The following is a 15247-nucleotide window of genomic DNA, read 5'->3' on the forward strand; positions in this document are numbered from 1 at the left end:
CGCCTGCACTCCCGTGCGGGCGGCTTCTTTCTTTCCGGAGGGATCAGTCGGGTCGGTCCGGCAGCCGGGCCCATGGCCGTTCGGCCTGGTCGCGCTGTTCGAAGCGGCCGATGTCGCCGCTCAACGACAAGGTGAGGTCGAGATCGTCCCAGCCGTTGAGCAGCTTCGTTTGCCAGATCGGATCGATGGTGAACGAATAGTTGCGATTGCCGAACCTGATCAGGCAGTCATGGAGATCGACGGTCACCGCCGCGCCGGTCGTCTCGATCAGCCCAAGGATCTCCTCCGCGTCGGCCTCGCTGACCTTGGCCGGCAGCAGGCCGTTGTTGACGGCGTTCGACGCGAAAATGTCGCCGAAGCTCGGCGCGATCACGCAGCGGAAGCCGAAATCCACCAGCGCATAGACCGCCGCCTCGCGCGACGAGCCGGCGCCGAAATTGCGCCTTGTCACCAGCACCTCGGCGCGCTTTGCGGCGTCTGCGTTGAGCGGGAAATCCGGGCGCGGCGCGCCGGTCTCGTCGAAGCGCATGTCATGCAGGAGAAACTGTCCGTAGCCGTCGGCGCGCGAGCGCTTCATGAAGCGCGCCGGGATCAACTGATCGGTGTCGATGCTGGCGAGCGGCAAGGCGCAGGCCGATGTCGTGAGGCGATCGAAAGGTTTCATGACGCGCTCCTCAACAGCGGCCGCACGTCGGTCAGATGGCCCGCTATGGCCGCCGCCGCGACCATCGCCGGCGACATCAGATGCGTGCGCGCACCCGGACCTTGCCGGCCCTTGAAGTTGCGGTTGGTGGTCGATGCGCAGCGCTCGCCCGACGGCACGAGATCGCCGTTCATGCCGACGCACATCGAGCAGCCCGGTCCCACCCAGTCGAGGCCGGCGGCGATGAAGATGCGATCGAGGCCTTCCTGCTCGGCCTGCTGCTTGACGAGGTGGGAGCCGGGCGACACCAGCCCCGGCACGCGCGCCGTGCGGCCGGCGAGGACGCTCGCCGCGGCGCGCAGATCCTCGATGCGGCTGTTGGTGCAGGAGCCGATGAAGACGCGGTCGATCCTGATCGTGTCGAGCGCCTGGCCGGGCGCGAGGCCCATGTAGTCGAGCGCCTCGCGGACATGGCTCGCGCGCGACGCATCGTCCATGGCGGCGGGGTCGGGCACCGACGCGCCGATCGGCAGCGCATCCTCCGGGCTGATGCCCCAGGTCACGGTCGGCGCGATGTCCTTGCCATCGAGCAGGACCGCGCGGTCGAATGCCGCGTCGGCATCGCTCGTCAGCTCTCGCCAGGCCGCGATAGCGCCGTCGAGCACGTCGCCGGCGGGCGCGAGCGGCCGTCCCCTCACATAGGCGAACGTCGTCTCGTCAGGCGCAATCATGCCGCAGCGGGCGCCGCTTTCGATCGAAAGGTTGCAGAGCGTCAGCCGGCCCTCCATCGTCAGCGCGCGGATCGCGGATCCCGCATATTCGATGGCATGCCCCTGCGCGCCGTCGGCGCCGATCCTTGCGATGATCGAGAGCGCGATGTCCTTGGCGGTGATCCCCGGCGCGGTCGCACCGTCCACCGTGATGCGCATCCGCTTCGGCCTCTTCTGCCACAAGGTCTGCGTCAGCAGCACATGCGCGACCTCGGAGGCGCCGATCCCGAAGGCGAGTGCGCCGAAAGCGCCATGCGTCGAGGTGTGGCTGTCGCCGCAGACCATCGTCAGGCCGGGCAGGGTCAGGCCCTGCTCGGGACCGATCACGTGGACGATGCCCTGGCGCGGATCGTCGAAGCCGAACATGCGGATGGCGTTGGCGCGGCAATTGTCGTCGAGCTGACGGATCATGCCGGCGATGTCCGGCGCGACCTCGCTGAGCGCGCGCGTGCGTGTCGGCACATAATGATCCGCGACACCGATGGTGAGATCCGGCCGGCGCACTTTGGCGCGCTTCTCCTTGAGCTTGTTGAAGGCATGGAACGAGCCCTCGTGCACGAGGTGGCGGTCGATGAACAAGAGCTCTGCGCCGTCCTCGCGGCGCGTCACCACATGCGCATCCCATACCTTGTCGAACAGCGTTTGCGGCTGCCGCGTTGCCGTCATTCCCGAATGTCCTCACTTGATGGCGTCAGCGACGCACCCATTCATGTCGTGCCGTCCGCCGGCGAAGGGAAGGGGGCCCGCGCCGCCATGTGGCCTTGATAGATCGCCTCCAGCGCGGTGCGCGGCGCATTGTTGTCGCCGGCCTGCAGCACCGGCAGTCCCGCCCGTCGCAGCGAGAGATACAGTGTCTGATCGGTGCTGTTGTGGTCCACCGCGACCAGCGCGGAGAAGCCGGTCAGGCGCTCGATGTCTCCGGTCGAGAGATCCTCGACCGCCAGGATCTGGCCATCATAGGAGCGCACCGCGCGCAACGTCGCGATCCGCACCCTGCGCTCGCGCAGGCGGCGGCTGTTGGCGAGCGTCGAATAGATCGTGGTGCGCCAAGCGTAGCTGGTCGCCGGCACGAACAGGGTCACGGCCTTGCCGAGATCGGCGAAATGCTCAAGGGCTGCGAGCGTGCCCCATTCACCGGTGCGGTCGAACACCGCAACGCATGCGCCGAGCTGCTCCGGCGCGCGCAGCGCGTCGGGCAGGGTGAACACCGGCCCGTTCCCGGAAACTGGCAAAGCCGCCGTGGTCGAGCCCGTCGCCAGCACGATGCGGTCGGCGCCGAATGCCGAGATCCCCGCGGCGTCCGCATTCTTGTTGAACACGACGGTCGCGCCGAGCCGCGTCAGCGCCGCGCTCTGGAACTCGACGAACGCCTTGAAATTCGCGCGCTTCGGCATCAGCCACGCCGTGCGCAGCTGTCCGCCGAGCTGGTCACTGCGCTCCCACAGCGTCACCTCGTGCCCGAGCGCAGCCGCGACGCGCGCGGCTTCCAGTCCGGCGGGGCCGCCGCCGACGACGAGCACCTTCCGGGTGGCGCCGCGCGGCAACGCTTCCGGCTCATCGAAGCGTCCTTCGAGCCCCGCGATCGGATTGATCAGGCAGCGGATCGGCAGGTTCCGCTCCAGCATGCCGGCGCAGCCCTGGTTGCAGCCGATGCAGCGGCGGATCTCGTGCGTGCGGCCCTCGATCGATTTCCTCACGATCGCCGGCTCGGCGAGATGCGCACGCGCCATGCCGACGGCGTCCGCGTCGCCCGCGGCGATCATCGCGTCGGCTTCGTCGAGCCCCGTGAAACGGCACACCGCAAAGACGGGCGTTTGGAAACCGCGCGCGCGCAGCTCATGGCGGATGCGGGCGGGCAGGGCGCGGAACGGTGCCGGGTCGAACGCCATGTCGGCCATCTGCGTCGCCAGCGAATAGCTCGCGACATAGGCGGAATGCGAGACGTTGACGAAATCGATCTTCGTCTGCCGCGCCAGCATCGGCACGATCTGCGCGGCCTCGTCGATCCCAAGCCCGCCCTCGGCATATTCCTCGCCGCTGATGCGGATGCCCAGGCAGAAGGTGGCGCCGAGTTCCGCGCGCAGCGCCGCGAGCACGCGGGCGGGAAAGCGCAGCCGGTTCTCCAGGCTGCCGCCATATTCGTCGCTGCGCTTGTTCGACAAGGGCGACATGAACTGCTGCAGCAGATGGCCGTGCGCCATCTGCAGCTCGATGCCGTCGAAGCCGGCGGCGACCAGGTTGCGCGCGGTGACGAGATGGCCTTCGATCACCTGCTCCATGTCGAACTCGTCCATCGGCCGCGGCGGCAGCGCCGAGATCGACCATGGCACGGCCGAGGCGCCCCACGACACCGTGCGCTCGAAATCGCCCTCCACCTGCCGTCCGAGATGGATGATCTGGCCGAGCATGGCCGCGCCGTCCGCCTTCACGGGATCGGTGATGCGGCGGAACGGATCGATGCAGGCGGGATCGAAGCCGCACACCGCCTGCGGCCGGCCCAGCGAATTGGCGTGCACGCGGATGGATTCGAAGATGATGGCGCCGACGCCGCCGCGCGCGCGGGCGCGGTGATAGGCGAGGTGCTGCAGACTCGGCAGATGGTGCTCGCCGAAATTGGTGGTGTGCGCGGGAACGAAGATGCGGTTGCGCCAGCGCAGGGGGCCGACGTCGAGCGGGCTCAGCGCCTGTGCATATGGCTGATGCTGCGACAAATCGCGTGATCCTCCCGCTGCCCAATCCATGGCTCGATTGCTGCCTCGAGCGACACCGTCGAGCCCGTTGACCTAAGCTGTCATATTTTCTATACACCTACTGTATTGAAAGCAAGATAGCCTGCATCCACGGGACCTCTCACCCTTGCGCACCGCGTCCGAGCCGCTGAAGGCACGACGGATCTACCTGCTGCTGAAGGACAAGATCGCATCCGGCGAGCTTGCGGACGGCGAGCGGCTGCCGGGCGAGTTCGCGCTGGCCGAGGAGCACAACGTCTCCCGCGTCACCATTCGCCAGGCGCTCGACCTGCTGGCGTCCGAGGATCTGATCGCGAAGAAGAGCGGGCTCGGCACCTTCGTGCATCGGCCGCCCTCGAAGGTGCGCACGGTGCTCGCCGACGTTTCCAACGTGTTCGCGCATCTGATCGAGATGGGGCGGACGACCGATGTGCGGCTGCTGTCGTTCGACTATGTCGTGCCGCCCGAGCAGATCCGCGAGGCCTTGCAGCTCGCCCCCGACGAGCGCTCGCAGCGCTCGGTGCGCGTCCGCCTCGTCGACGGCGTGCCGTTCTCCTATCTCATCGCCAACGTGCCCGAGCGCATCGGCCGCAACTATTCGCGCGAGGATCTCGCGCGCATGCCGCTGCTCGAATTGATCGAGCGCTCGGGGCTGACCAGCGCGTCAGCCCGTCAGGAAATCAGCGCCGTGCTGTCGAGCCCCGACGTGGCTGCGGCACTCGACATCGATGTCGGCATGCCGCTCGTGGCCTTGCGCCGCACGGTCTACGGCAAGGACGGCCAGCCGATGGAGCACCTGCAGGCGCTCTACCGGCCCGACCGCTACACGTTGCAGATGAACCTCGAGCGGACGGGCGACGAAGGGCGCCGGCACTGGAGCCCGACCACCGAGGTGTACCGCAGGGAGCGCCCGCGCCGGCGGCCGCCAGTCAGGAAAGTGGGGAAGTCATGAGGCGTCATCCGAAGTCACTGTCACGCCGCACCGTGCTCAAGAGCGGTGTCGCGCTCACCTCGATGCTGGCGGCGCCCGGCCTGCTGCGCGCCGAGCCGGCGCCGGTCAAGGTCGGCCTGTTGCAGCCGATTTCCGGCGCCTTTGCGCTCGACGGAGATCTCGCCAAGATCGGCGCCGAGTTCGCGGTCAAGGAGATCAACGAGGCCGGCGGCATCAAGGCGCTGGGCGGCGCCAAGCTCGAACTGATCGTCGGCGACAGCCGCTCCAACGCAGAAGCCGGCGCCCAGGCGACCGAGGAGCTGCAGTCGGCCGGCGTCGCCGCCGTGCTCGGCGGCTTCGCCTCGGGCATCGCACTGACCGCGACGCAGACCGCCTCGCGCTACGATCTGCCGTTCGTCGTCGACTGCGCCGTGGCGGACACCATCACCGAGCGCGGGCTGAAGAACACCTTCCGCTTCAACCCGAATTTCAGCATGGCGACTGCGGTGGCGCTGAAGAACCTGGTTAAGCTCAACGACGACGCTGGCAAGCCGATCAAGACGGTGGCGATCGTGCACGAGGACGGCCTGTTCGGGTCGGGTCTCGCCAAGATCATGCAGGAGAAGCTGCCGCCGCTCGGCTTCCAGATCGTCGAGACCATCGCGCATCCGACGCCGGCGCGCGACATGACCAACGTCGTGCTCCGGCTGCGCGCGCTCAATCCCGATCTGATCGTGCCGTCGCATTACTTCAACGAGTTCGTGCTGATGGCCCGCACGCTGCAGCAGCAGCGCGTGCGTCCGAAGGGCATCTACGCCGTGTTCGGCGGCGCCGCCTCGAGCTATCGCTTCGTCAACGAATTCCCCGAGGCGGCCCAGGGCGTGATGGACTGCAACCATTGGGGCGATCCGAAGAGCCCGATCACGGCCAAGCTGCGCGAGACGGTCACGGCGGCGGGCAAGTTCTACGCCTACAACACGCCGATCAACTACTCGCTGGTCAAGGTGTTCGCCCAGGCCGTCGAGAAGGCGGGCAGCGCCGATCGTGCCAAGATCATCGAGGCGCTGGCAGCGAACGAGTTCGATAGCGGCATCATGCCCTATGGCAAGACCAAGTTCGACGCCAAGGGCCAGAACGCCAGCGCTCTGCCGCTCAACACCCAGGTGCAGGGCAAGGACATCAAGGTGATCTACCCCGCGGAGTACGCCGAGGCCAAGCCGGTGTTCCCGATCAACGGGTGATCGGACCGAGCGCACCAGCGCGCTACGGTGAGGAAGACTGTGGCGACTGCGGTGAGCGCGGCCTGGTCTGCAAGTCCTGCCCATGAGCGCGTTGCTCATGATTCGCATGCAACTCCGCTTGCGGAGTTGACCCTCATGGTGAGGAGCGCCGCTCGCGGCGCGTCTCGAACCATGAGGCCCCGATGTGCCGCCTTCGTTGGCAAAGATCCGAGGAAGCGCTGCGCTTGCTCGATGACCAGAGGACTCGATGTACTCGCCCCAGATCGTCGTGGAGGCGCTGTTGAACGGGCTGATGCTGGGCGCGATCTATGCGTTGATCGCGCTTGGTCTGACCCTGATCTACGGCGTGCTGCACATCGTGAATTTCGCCCACGGCGCGCTGCTGACCGTGGCGATGTTCATGGTGTGGCTGGCCTGCGCGCAGTATGGGATGGATCCGTACCTCGCCATCCTGTTCGTCGCGCCCGTCATGTTCGCGCTCGGCTATGTCCTGCAGCGCTTCATCATCGGCCCGGCCAGCCACGGCAAGGACAACGGCATCCTGCTGGTGACCCTGGGTCTCTCGATCATCATCGAAAACGCGCTGCTCGCTGCGTTCCAGTCGGATACGCGCACCATCACCAGCGACTATTCGTTCCGTGTCGTCGAGATCGGACCGCTGCTGCTGTCATTCCCGCGCGTCGTCGGCTTCGGCGTCACCATCGCCACCACGCTGCTGCTCTGGCTGGTGCTGCACCAGACCGACATCGGCAAGGCGATCCGCGCTGTCGCCAAGGAGAAGCTCGGCGCCAGCCTCGTCGGCATCAGCGTGCCGCATGTCTACGCCATGACCTTTGCGATCGGCTGCGCCTGCCTCGCGGTCGCGGCCGGACTGTTGATGCCGTCGTTCTACGTCAGCCCGAAGACCGGCGCGGCCTTCGTGCTGGTCGCCTTCACCATCGTCGTGCTCGGCGGCATGGGCTCGATCCCCGGCGCGCTGATCGGCGGGCTCCTGATCGGCGTTGTCGAAGCGGCGTCCAGCCTGTTCCTCGGCGACAGTCTCGGCCAGATCGGCATCTTCCTGATCTTCATCGTCACGCTGCTGGTGCGGCCGACCGGCCTGTTCGGAGCGCGCGCATGACCAGGCCGCGTCTTGCGACTCTCGCCATCATCGTCGTTGCGCTCGGCGTGATCGCGTTCGCGCTGTCGGGTGCGCTGCTGAACCTGATGATCTTCATGATGATCATTGCGCTCGCGGCGCAGGGCTGGAACATCCTCGGCGGCTATGCCGGCCTGTCGTCGTTCGGCCACGCCGCCTTCTTCGGCGCCGGCGCCTATGCGATGGCCGTGCTGCAGACCCGGTTCGGGGTCAACGCCTGGGTCGCGCTGGTCATCGGCATCGCGCTCGGCGCACTGGTCGGCGCTTTCATCGGCTTCCTCAGCTTCCGCTCCGGACTGAAAGGCTCATATTTCGCCCTGATCACCTTGGCCTTCGCCGAAGTCGCGCGCATCGTCGCCAACAGCACCAATTTCACCGGCGGCGCCGCCGGCATCCTGCTGAAACTGCAGAACGGTCTGCCCTATCTGCAATTCGCCGACCGGCGCTATTTCCTGCTGATCGCGCTCGGCTTCGTCGCGATCGGCCTCGTCGTCAGCTGGTGGCTGGAGCATTCGCGCTTCGGCGCCTATCTCGTGGCGCTGCGCGAGAACGAGCAGGCGGCGCAGGCGCTCGGCGTCGACGTGTTCGCGGTGAAGATGAAGGCGATCGCGATCTCCGGCGCGCTCACGGCGGCCGCGGGTTGCCTGTACGCGCAGAACTATCTGTTCATCGACGCCAACGTCGCGTTCGGCTCGTGGATCTCGATCGAGGCGCTGTTTGCCGCCATCGTCGGCGGCTCCGGCACCGTGCTGGGGCCGCTGATCGGCGCCATCGTGCTGCTCGGTCTCGGCGAACTGACCAAGGGACTGTCCCACGGCATTCCCGGCATGGATCTCATGGTGTTCGGCGTCATCCTGGTGCTGTCGGTGGCGTTCTCGCCGAATGGTCTGGTCATGCTGATGAAGAGCCTGGGCTTGCGTGCACCGGCGAAGGAGAGGGAGGCGTGATGCTCGAGGTCAAAGCCCTCACCAAGCGCTTCTCCGGCCTCGTTGCGGTCGACCAGGCTTCGCTGTCGGTCGCCAAGGGCTCCATCACCGGACTGATCGGACCGAACGGCGCCGGCAAGACCACGCTGTTCGCGATGGTTGCGGGCTTCCTGCAGCCCGATGGCGGCTCCGTCAGCTATGACGGCCGCGACATCACCGCGCTGGCCCCGCATGTCCGGGCCCGGCAGGGCATCGCGCGCACCTTTCAGATCGTGCAGCCGTTCGAAGGCCTGAACGTGCAGGAGAACATCGCCGTCGGCGCTTATTTGCACACGCCCGACGCCGGCGAGGCCATGCGACAGGCGGCCGAGATCGCCAGGCGCGTCGGCCTCGGCGCCGATCTCGCCAAGGCGTCGTCCGATCTTACCGTCGCCGGACGCAAGCGGCTCGAAGTGGCGCGCGCGCTCGCGACCAGGCCGCGCCTGCTGCTGCTCGACGAGGTGCTGGCCGGCCTCAACCCTTCGGAGATCCGCGACGTGCTGCCGCTGGTGCGCGAGATCCGCGACCAGGGCGTCACCATCCTGATGATCGAGCACATCATGCAGGCGGTGATGAATCTCTGCGACAAAGTGTATGTGCTGTCGCAGGGACGCATGATCGCCGAGGGCGAGCCGAGGGCCGTCTGCGAGGACCCGCAGGTGATCGAGGCCTATCTCGGGCATGGCGCGGCGGAGCGGTTGCGCGCGGAGCAGGCGCATGCTTGAGGTCCGTGATCTCCGCGCCGGCTACGGCGCCACCGAGGTGCTGCGCGGCGTCAGCCTCGACGTCAACGCCGGCGAAGTCGTCGCCGTGCTGGGCTCCAATGGCGTCGGCAAGACCACCTTGAACAAGGTGCTGTCGGGCGTGGTGCCGGCGACATCCGGCACCATTCGCTTCAACGGCGCCGCGCTGGAACGTGCTGCCGCGCCCGACATCGTCGGCGCCGGTCTGATCCACGTTCCCGAGGGGCGCAAGATCTTCCCCAATCTGTCGGTGCGCGAGAATCTCGAGCTCGGCGCCTATTGCCGGCCGCGGCGCGGCCGCGCCGAGAAGATCGAGCAGATCTACGCAACCTTCCCGAAGCTGAAGCAGCGCGCGCGGCAATATGCCGGCACGCTGTCCGGCGGCGAGCAGCAGATGCTGGCGATCGGCCGTGGCCTGATGGGCGAACCGAAGCTTCTCATCCTCGACGAGCCGTCGCTGGGCCTCTCGCCGCTGATGGTGGAGGAGATGTTCGCGCTGATCGCGCGGCTCGCGGCCTCCGGCCTCGCCATCATGCTGGTCGAGCAGAACGTGGTGCAGTCGCTCGAGCTCGCCGGGCGCGCCTACATCATGGAGAACGGCATCATCACGCTCTCCGGCCAGGCCTCCGAACTGAAATCCAATGCCGAACTGAAGCGCGCCTATCTCGGTCTCTAGGGATCGCGCGTCAGTGCAAACTTTGAGAACAAGGAAACGACAATGAGCCTGAGATCCACTCTGGCATCGGCCGAGCCGACGATCGCGCCCGGCGTCTACGACGCGCTGACCGCGAGCATCGCCGCCGAGGCCGGCTTCAAGGCGCTGTATCTCACCGGCGCCGGCATCGCCTATACCAGGCTCGGCCGTCCCGACATCGGCCTGGTGTCGATGATCGAGGTCGCCGACACCATCGCCATGATCCGTGATCGTGTCGATCTGCCTGTCGTCGTCGATGGCGATACCGGCTTCGGCAATGCGCTCAACGTGCAGCGGACGATCCGGCTGTTCGAGCGCATGGGCGCCTCCGCGATCCAGCTCGAGGACCAGACCACGCCGAAGCGTTGCGGCCATCTCACCGACAAGACCGTGATCGGCGCCAGCGAGATGGTCGGCAAGATCAAGGCCGCGCTCGATGCGCGCCAATCGCCGGAGACGCTGATCATCGCGCGCACCGATGCGTTGGCGATCGAGGGCATGGAGGCCGCGATCGAACGCGCCGAGCGCTATGCCGAGGCCGGCGCCGACGTGCTGTTCGTCGAGGCGCCGAAGAGCAGCGAGCAATTATCGGCGATCGCCGGCAGGCTGGCCTCGAAGCGGCCGCTTCTTGCCAACATGGTCGAGGGCGGTTCGACGCCGATCCATGCGGCGGCCGAACTCGGCGCGCTCGGCTTCAAGCTCGTGATCTTCCCCGGCGGCATCGTCCGTGCGCTCGCCTTCGCGGCGCGCGCCTACTACACCTCTCTCGCCGAGGCCGGCTCGACCAAGCCGTTCGCCGACCGCATGCTCGATTTCACCGGCCTCAACGCGATGCTCGGTACCGCCGATATCCTGGCGAACGGCGCCCGCTACGCGGCGGATGACGAGGGGGCGCGGGCATGACCACGCTGGATCCGATCACGCTCGCGGTGCTGAAGGGCCGGCTGGAGCAGATCGCCGACGAGATGGATGCGACGCTGTATCGCTCCGCCTTCAACCCGACGATCGCCGAGGCGCGCGATGCCTGCCACGGCATCTATCACGCGACGACGGGCGATACGCTGGTGCAGGGGCAGGGCGGCTTGCCGATCTTCGTCGGCGCGATGGCGTTCGCCGTGCGCGCCGTCATCGCCAAGGTCGAGAAGGACGGCGGGCTCGAGGAGGGCGACACCTTCATTTTCAACGATCCCTATGACGGCGGCACGCATCTCAACGACTTCCGCCTGGTGCGGCCGGTGTTCCGCGACGACAGGGTGTTCTGCTGGATCGCCTCGGTCGGCCACTGGCTCGACATCGGCGGCAACGTGGCCGGCGGCTACAATCCCAAGGCGGTCGAGAGTTTCCAGGAGGGCATGCGCATTCCGCCGGTGAAGCTGATTGCGGCGGGACGCATGAACCATGACATCCTCGGCATCATCGAGGCCAATTCGCGCGTGCCGATGTCGAACTGGGGCGACCTCAACGGCCAGCTCAACGCGCTCGATCTCGGCGAGATCAGACTGCGCGCGCTGCTCGACGACTACGGCGACAAGACCGTCTCCGGTGCGTTCGAGGCGTTCTCCGACCGCGCCGAGACCCTGATGCGCGCGGCGATCGCCTCGCTGCCCGATGGTGTCTATTCGTTCGAGGACGTGCTCGACAATGACGGCATCGTCGATGTGCCGCTGACGGTCGCGCTCGATGTCACCATCGCAGGCGACACGATGACGCTCGACTTCACGCGCTCGTCGGCGGCCTGCAAGGGGCCGATCAACATCTCGCGCTCGACCACGATTGCGGCCTGCTACGTCGCGCTCAAGCATGTCTTCACCGACGTGCCGGCGAATGCCGGCTGTCTCAGGCCGATCTGCTTCGCGATTACCGAAGGCTCGCTGCTCGCGGCCGGGCCACCCAAGCCCGTTGCCGGCTATACCGAGACCATCCTGCGCCTCATCGGCGTCGTGCTCGGCGCGCTCGCCAAGGCCGATCCGTCGCGCGCCACCGCCGCGCCGTTCGGCACCATCAACGCGCTGTCGATCGCCGGCCATCGCAAGGACAACAGCCGCTTCGTGATGTTCTCGTTCTTCGGCGGCGGCCTCGGCGGCAATCCCGCGACCGACGGCCTCAACCACGCCAACAACCCGATCTCGACCGCGACCATTCCGCCCGTGGAGATTCTCGAAGCGGCCTATCCCGTGATGTTCACGCAATGGGCGCTCCGCCCGGATTCCGCCGGCCCCGGCACCCATCGCGGCGGCGTCGGCGCGGTCTACGAGGTCGAGCTGCTGGCCGATGCCGACGTCGCGCTGCTCGGCGAGCGCGGCAAGGCGGCGCCGTTCGGCGTCGCCGGCGGCGGCAGCGCGGCACTCAATCATTTCGCCTGGCAGACCGAGCAGGGCGAGGCCAGCCCGCCGATGGTCTCCAAGATCACCGACCTGCATTTGAAGGCCGGCAAGCGCGTGCGGCTTGAGACACCCGGAGGCGGCGGCTGGGGTCCGCCGGAGGCACGGCCTGTCGCTGATGTCGTCCACGACGTCGCGCTCGGTTTCGTCTCGCCTGCGCAGGCGCGCGAGGTCTACAAGGTCGCGATGACCGCAGACGGCGCGGTCGACGAGGCCGCGACGCGCAGGCTCCGCGCCGGAGGTGCGGCATGAGCAGGCTCGGCACCATCGTCGGCGTCGATGTCGGCGGTACCTTCACGGACCTGTTCTATTTCGACGAGGCGAAGCGCAGCTTCCGCACCAACAAGGTGCCGTCGAACCGCGGCGACGAGGCCGTCGGCTTCCTCGAAGGCCTGCAAGGTTTCGGCGCGGTCTCGCATCTCACCTCGATCGTGCATGGCACGACGGTCGGTACGAATGCGCTCTTGGAGCGCAAGGGCGCGCGCATCGGTCTGATCACGACGCGGGGCTTCCGCGACGTGCTGGAGATGCGCCGCCGCGACCGCCGCAACACCTGGGGCCTGTGGGGCGATTTCGTGCCCGTGGTCGAGCGCGACATGCGCGCCGAGGTTGACGAGCGCGTGCTGTCGGACGGCACCATCCGCACCGCGGTCGATGTCGCGCAGGTCGAGGCAACCGCACGCGAACTCTTGGCAAAGGGCGCGCAGGCGCTGGCGATCGTGTTCGTCAACGCCTTCGCCAATCCCGACAACGAGCGCCGCGCGCTGGAGGCCGTGCAGGCGATCTGGCCGAACGACAATGTCGCGTGCTCCAGCCAGATCCTGCCGGAGATCCGTGAGTTCGAGCGGACGTCGACGACAGCGCTCAATGCCTATCTGCAGCCGGTCGTCGGCTCGTATCTGCAGAAGCTGCAGAACGCGCTCGCCGGCGAAGCGTTCGACGGCCGCTTCCACATCGTGCAGTCCAATGGCGGCGTGATGTCGACCGATGCGGCGCGGCGCTTCCCGATCCGCACCGCGTTGTCGGGTCCAGCGGCCGGCGTCATCGCAGCCGCGGAGATTGCGAAAGCGGCCGGCTTCCCCAACGTCATCACCGGCGATCTCGGCGGCACCTCCTTCGACGTGTCGCTGGTGGTCGATGGCGCGACCTCGCTGGCGGCGCAGACCACGATCGATTTCGGCCTCGTCGTGCGCACGCCGATGATCGAGATCACGACCATCGGCGCCGGCGGCGGCTCGATCGCGCATGTCGATGCCGGCGGCCTCTTGCAGGTCGGCCCGGAGAGCGCGGGCTCGCGGCCTGGTCCCGTCTGCTACGGCGGCGGCAATGAGCGGCCGACGCTCACCGATGCCAATGTCGTTCTCGGCCGCATCAATGCGGACCGGCCGATCGGCGGCAAGCTGAAGGCGCTCGATGTCGAGGCGGCCAAGCGCGCCATCGCCAGGCATGTCGGCGAGCCGCTGGGTCTCGGCGTGATGGAAGCTGCGGAAGCCATCGTGCGCATCGCCGACAGCAAGATGGCCGGCGCCATCCGGCTGATGTCGATCGAGCGCGGCCATGATCCCTCGCGCTTTGCCGCCGTGCCATTCGGTGGAGGCGGCGCGCTGCACGTCTCGGCGCTGATCAAGGATGTCGGGCTCAAGGCCGCGCTGGTGCCGCGCTATCCCGGCGTCACCTCGGCGCTCGGCTGCGTCATCGCCGACATCCGCCACGACCAGGTGCAGACGCTGAACATGTTCGTCGACGGCCTCGACATCGCGGGGCTGACGCGCTGGATGCTGTCGGAGGCCGAGCATGCGCAGGGCGTGGTGAAGGATGCGCGGCTCGCGGTCGAACGCATCGACACATTGTTCGAGCTCGACATGCATTATGTCGGGCAGACCCACACCATTCGCGCGACCTTGCCGGCGGAGATCCGCGACGGCGCGATCAGGCTCACCGTCGAGGATGTCCGCAAGGCGTTCGAGACCGCGTATCAGAAGAGCTTCAGCCGGCTGCTGCCGGGCGTACCGATCAAGATCGTGAACCTGCGCACCGCCGCAATCGGCGTGCGGCCGCGCTTCGATCTCGCCGCGCTCGCGCCCGATGCCGGGGCCGATCTCATGAACGCGCGGCTCGGCAGCCGCGAGGTCTGGTTCGACGGCAAATGGTGGAGCACCGCGATCTATGCCCGGCTCGATCTGCCCGTCGGCAGCGACATCGTCGGGCCAGCGATCCTGGAGCAACCGGATGCGACGACGGTGATCGCGCCGGGCTTCAAGGCGCGGGTGGACCAGTTCGGCAACGTCATCGTGGAGCGGACATGAGCGACCACAGTATTCCCTCTGATCAGAGCGCGCTCCTGATCGTTGACCTGCAGAACGACTTCCTCGACCCCAAGGGCGCCTATGGCCGCGCCGGCCAGACGGCGGCCGACATCGCCGCGCTGCCGCCGCGGATCAAGCCGTTCGCCGACCTGATGCGGAGCAAGGGCGGCTTCGTGATCTCGACGCAGTTCACCTTGGTGCCGGCCAAGGGCGGTGAGCCCCTGATCTCGCCGCATCTGAAGCAGCTGCGGCCGTTCCTCGCCAAGGGCGATTTCCTGCCCGGCGCCTGGGGCCATCAGCTCGTCGACCTGCTGCAGCCCGCGGATGTCACGATCGAGAAGATCGCGTACTCCGCGTTCTACATGACGCGGCTGGAATGGGTGCTGCGCAAATGCCGCGTCGAAAAACTCTACGTCGCCGGCATCGTCACCAATGGCGGCGTGGCGTCGACGGTGCGCGACGCGCATATCCGCGATTTCGAGACGGTCGTGCTGGAGGACGGCTGCGCGGCGTTCACCGCGGAGACGCATGTCACCGCGATCGCGGCGCTCAAGCCGGTATGCCGCGTGGCTTCGATCGCTGAGGCGATGACGGAGCTGGCGGCGGCATGAGAGGCACGAGCGCCGGCGATGGGGGCCTCATGGTTCGAGACGCGCCGAAGACGGCGCTCCTCACCATGAGGGGTGACATCAATGCCGCAACGAAC

General features: G+C 67.4%; 13 protein-coding genes. 10 read left to right on the forward strand and 3 right to left on the reverse strand.

Annotated elements, in window-relative coordinates; translation table 11 throughout:
• Positions 1 to 43: 43 nt before the first annotated feature.
• Genes leuD through BRAS3809_RS21290 form a run of 3 tightly spaced genes read right to left on the reverse strand, consistent with a single transcriptional unit; the run spans position 44 to position 4124 of the window.
• The gene (gene leuD, locus BRAS3809_RS21280; protein ID WP_008964091.1) at positions 44 to 664 is read right to left on the reverse strand and encodes a 3-isopropylmalate dehydratase small subunit; all 621 of its coding nucleotides are present in this window, start codon (positions 662 to 664) and stop codon (positions 44 to 46) included.
• Positions 661 to 2079 (reverse strand): 3-isopropylmalate dehydratase large subunit, encoded by a 1419-nt coding sequence (gene leuC, locus BRAS3809_RS21285; RefSeq protein WP_008964092.1) that lies wholly within the window; start codon positions 2077 to 2079, stop codon positions 661 to 663. The genes leuD and leuC overlap by 4 nt, the downstream gene beginning before the upstream one ends.
• Before the next feature lie 41 nt (positions 2080 to 2120).
• On the reverse strand, positions 2121 to 4124 hold the full coding sequence (locus tag BRAS3809_RS21290) for an oxidoreductase (protein WP_008964093.1): 2004 nt from the start codon (positions 4122 to 4124) through the stop codon (positions 2121 to 2123).
• Between the two features lie 145 nt (positions 4125 to 4269).
• On the opposite strand from BRAS3809_RS21290, the gene BRAS3809_RS21295 reads away from it, so the two are divergent.
• The 10 genes from BRAS3809_RS21295 to BRAS3809_RS21340 all read left to right on the forward strand — a co-directional run bounded on the left by BRAS3809_RS21295 (position 4270) and on the right by BRAS3809_RS21340 (position 15152).
• The gene (locus BRAS3809_RS21295; protein ID WP_008964094.1) at positions 4270 to 5094 is read left to right on the forward strand and encodes a GntR family transcriptional regulator; all 825 of its coding nucleotides are present in this window, start codon (positions 4270 to 4272) and stop codon (positions 5092 to 5094) included.
• Positions 5091 to 6314, forward strand: coding sequence for an ABC transporter substrate-binding protein (locus BRAS3809_RS21300; RefSeq protein ID WP_008964095.1), 1224 nt, complete (start codon positions 5091 to 5093; stop codon positions 6312 to 6314). Before BRAS3809_RS21295 ends, BRAS3809_RS21300 begins: the two co-directional genes overlap by 4 nt.
• 247 nt (positions 6315 to 6561) lie before the next feature.
• Entirely contained in the window at positions 6562 to 7434 is an 873-nt protein-coding gene (locus BRAS3809_RS21305) for a branched-chain amino acid ABC transporter permease (protein ID WP_008964096.1), read from the forward strand.
• Positions 7431 to 8399 carry a branched-chain amino acid ABC transporter permease gene (locus tag BRAS3809_RS21310; protein ID WP_008964097.1) on the forward strand — a complete coding sequence of 323 codons (969 nt, stop codon included), beginning with the start codon at positions 7431 to 7433 and terminating at the stop codon, positions 8397 to 8399. Before BRAS3809_RS21305 ends, BRAS3809_RS21310 begins: the two co-directional genes overlap by 4 nt.
• Positions 8399 to 9142, forward strand: coding sequence for an ABC transporter ATP-binding protein (locus BRAS3809_RS21315; RefSeq protein ID WP_008964098.1), 744 nt, complete (start codon positions 8399 to 8401; stop codon positions 9140 to 9142). The genes BRAS3809_RS21310 and BRAS3809_RS21315 overlap by 1 nt, the downstream gene beginning before the upstream one ends.
• Positions 9135 to 9836 (forward strand): ABC transporter ATP-binding protein, encoded by a 702-nt coding sequence (locus BRAS3809_RS21320; RefSeq protein WP_008964099.1) that lies wholly within the window; start codon positions 9135 to 9137, stop codon positions 9834 to 9836. Before BRAS3809_RS21315 ends, BRAS3809_RS21320 begins: the two co-directional genes overlap by 8 nt.
• A gap of 42 nt (positions 9837 to 9878) precedes the next feature.
• Complete coding sequence (locus tag BRAS3809_RS21325; protein ID WP_008964100.1) at positions 9879 to 10757, forward strand: isocitrate lyase/PEP mutase family protein; 879 nt, start codon at positions 9879 to 9881, stop codon at positions 10755 to 10757.
• Positions 10754 to 12487 carry a hydantoinase B/oxoprolinase family protein gene (locus BRAS3809_RS21330; protein WP_008964101.1) on the forward strand — a complete coding sequence of 578 codons (1734 nt, stop codon included), beginning with the start codon at positions 10754 to 10756 and terminating at the stop codon, positions 12485 to 12487. The genes BRAS3809_RS21325 and BRAS3809_RS21330 overlap by 4 nt, the downstream gene beginning before the upstream one ends.
• A complete protein-coding gene (locus tag BRAS3809_RS21335) occupies positions 12484 to 14541 on the forward strand; it encodes a hydantoinase/oxoprolinase family protein (RefSeq protein WP_008964102.1) in 2058 nt (685 codons plus the stop codon). The genes BRAS3809_RS21330 and BRAS3809_RS21335 overlap by 4 nt, the downstream gene beginning before the upstream one ends.
• On the forward strand, positions 14538 to 15152 hold the full coding sequence (locus BRAS3809_RS21340; protein WP_008964103.1) for a cysteine hydrolase family protein: 615 nt from the start codon (positions 14538 to 14540) through the stop codon (positions 15150 to 15152). Before BRAS3809_RS21335 ends, BRAS3809_RS21340 begins: the two co-directional genes overlap by 4 nt.
• The last annotated feature ends 95 nt before the right edge of the window (positions 15153 to 15247 follow it).

It is taken from the genome of Bradyrhizobium sp. STM 3809, assembly GCF_000239795.1.
GTDB lineage: Bacteria > Pseudomonadota > Alphaproteobacteria > Rhizobiales > Xanthobacteraceae > Bradyrhizobium.

Coding starts and splice junctions, on each gene's coding strand:
- BRAS3809_RS21300 (WP_008964095.1), top strand. CDS start 5,091: ATGAGGCGTCATCCGAAGTCACTGTCACGCCGCACCGTGCTCAAGAGC.
- BRAS3809_RS21335 (WP_008964102.1), top strand. CDS start 12,484: ATGAGCAGGCTCGGCACCATCGTCGGCGTCGATGTCGGCGGTACCTTC.
- BRAS3809_RS21320 (WP_008964099.1), top strand. CDS start 9,135: ATGCTTGAGGTCCGTGATCTCCGCGCCGGCTACGGCGCCACCGAGGTG.
- BRAS3809_RS21340 (WP_008964103.1), top strand. CDS start 14,538: ATGAGCGACCACAGTATTCCCTCTGATCAGAGCGCGCTCCTGATCGTT.
- BRAS3809_RS21305 (WP_008964096.1), top strand. CDS start 6,562: ATGTACTCGCCCCAGATCGTCGTGGAGGCGCTGTTGAACGGGCTGATG.
- BRAS3809_RS21330 (WP_008964101.1), top strand. CDS start 10,754: ATGACCACGCTGGATCCGATCACGCTCGCGGTGCTGAAGGGCCGGCTG.
- BRAS3809_RS21310 (WP_008964097.1), top strand. CDS start 7,431: ATGACCAGGCCGCGTCTTGCGACTCTCGCCATCATCGTCGTTGCGCTC.
- BRAS3809_RS21315 (WP_008964098.1), top strand. CDS start 8,399: ATGCTCGAGGTCAAAGCCCTCACCAAGCGCTTCTCCGGCCTCGTTGCG.
- BRAS3809_RS21325 (WP_008964100.1), top strand. CDS start 9,879: ATGAGCCTGAGATCCACTCTGGCATCGGCCGAGCCGACGATCGCGCCC.
- leuD (WP_008964091.1), bottom strand. CDS start 664: ATGAAACCTTTCGATCGCCTCACGACATCGGCCTGCGCCTTGCCGCTC.
- leuC (WP_008964092.1), bottom strand. CDS start 2,079: ATGACGGCAACGCGGCAGCCGCAAACGCTGTTCGACAAGGTATGGGAT.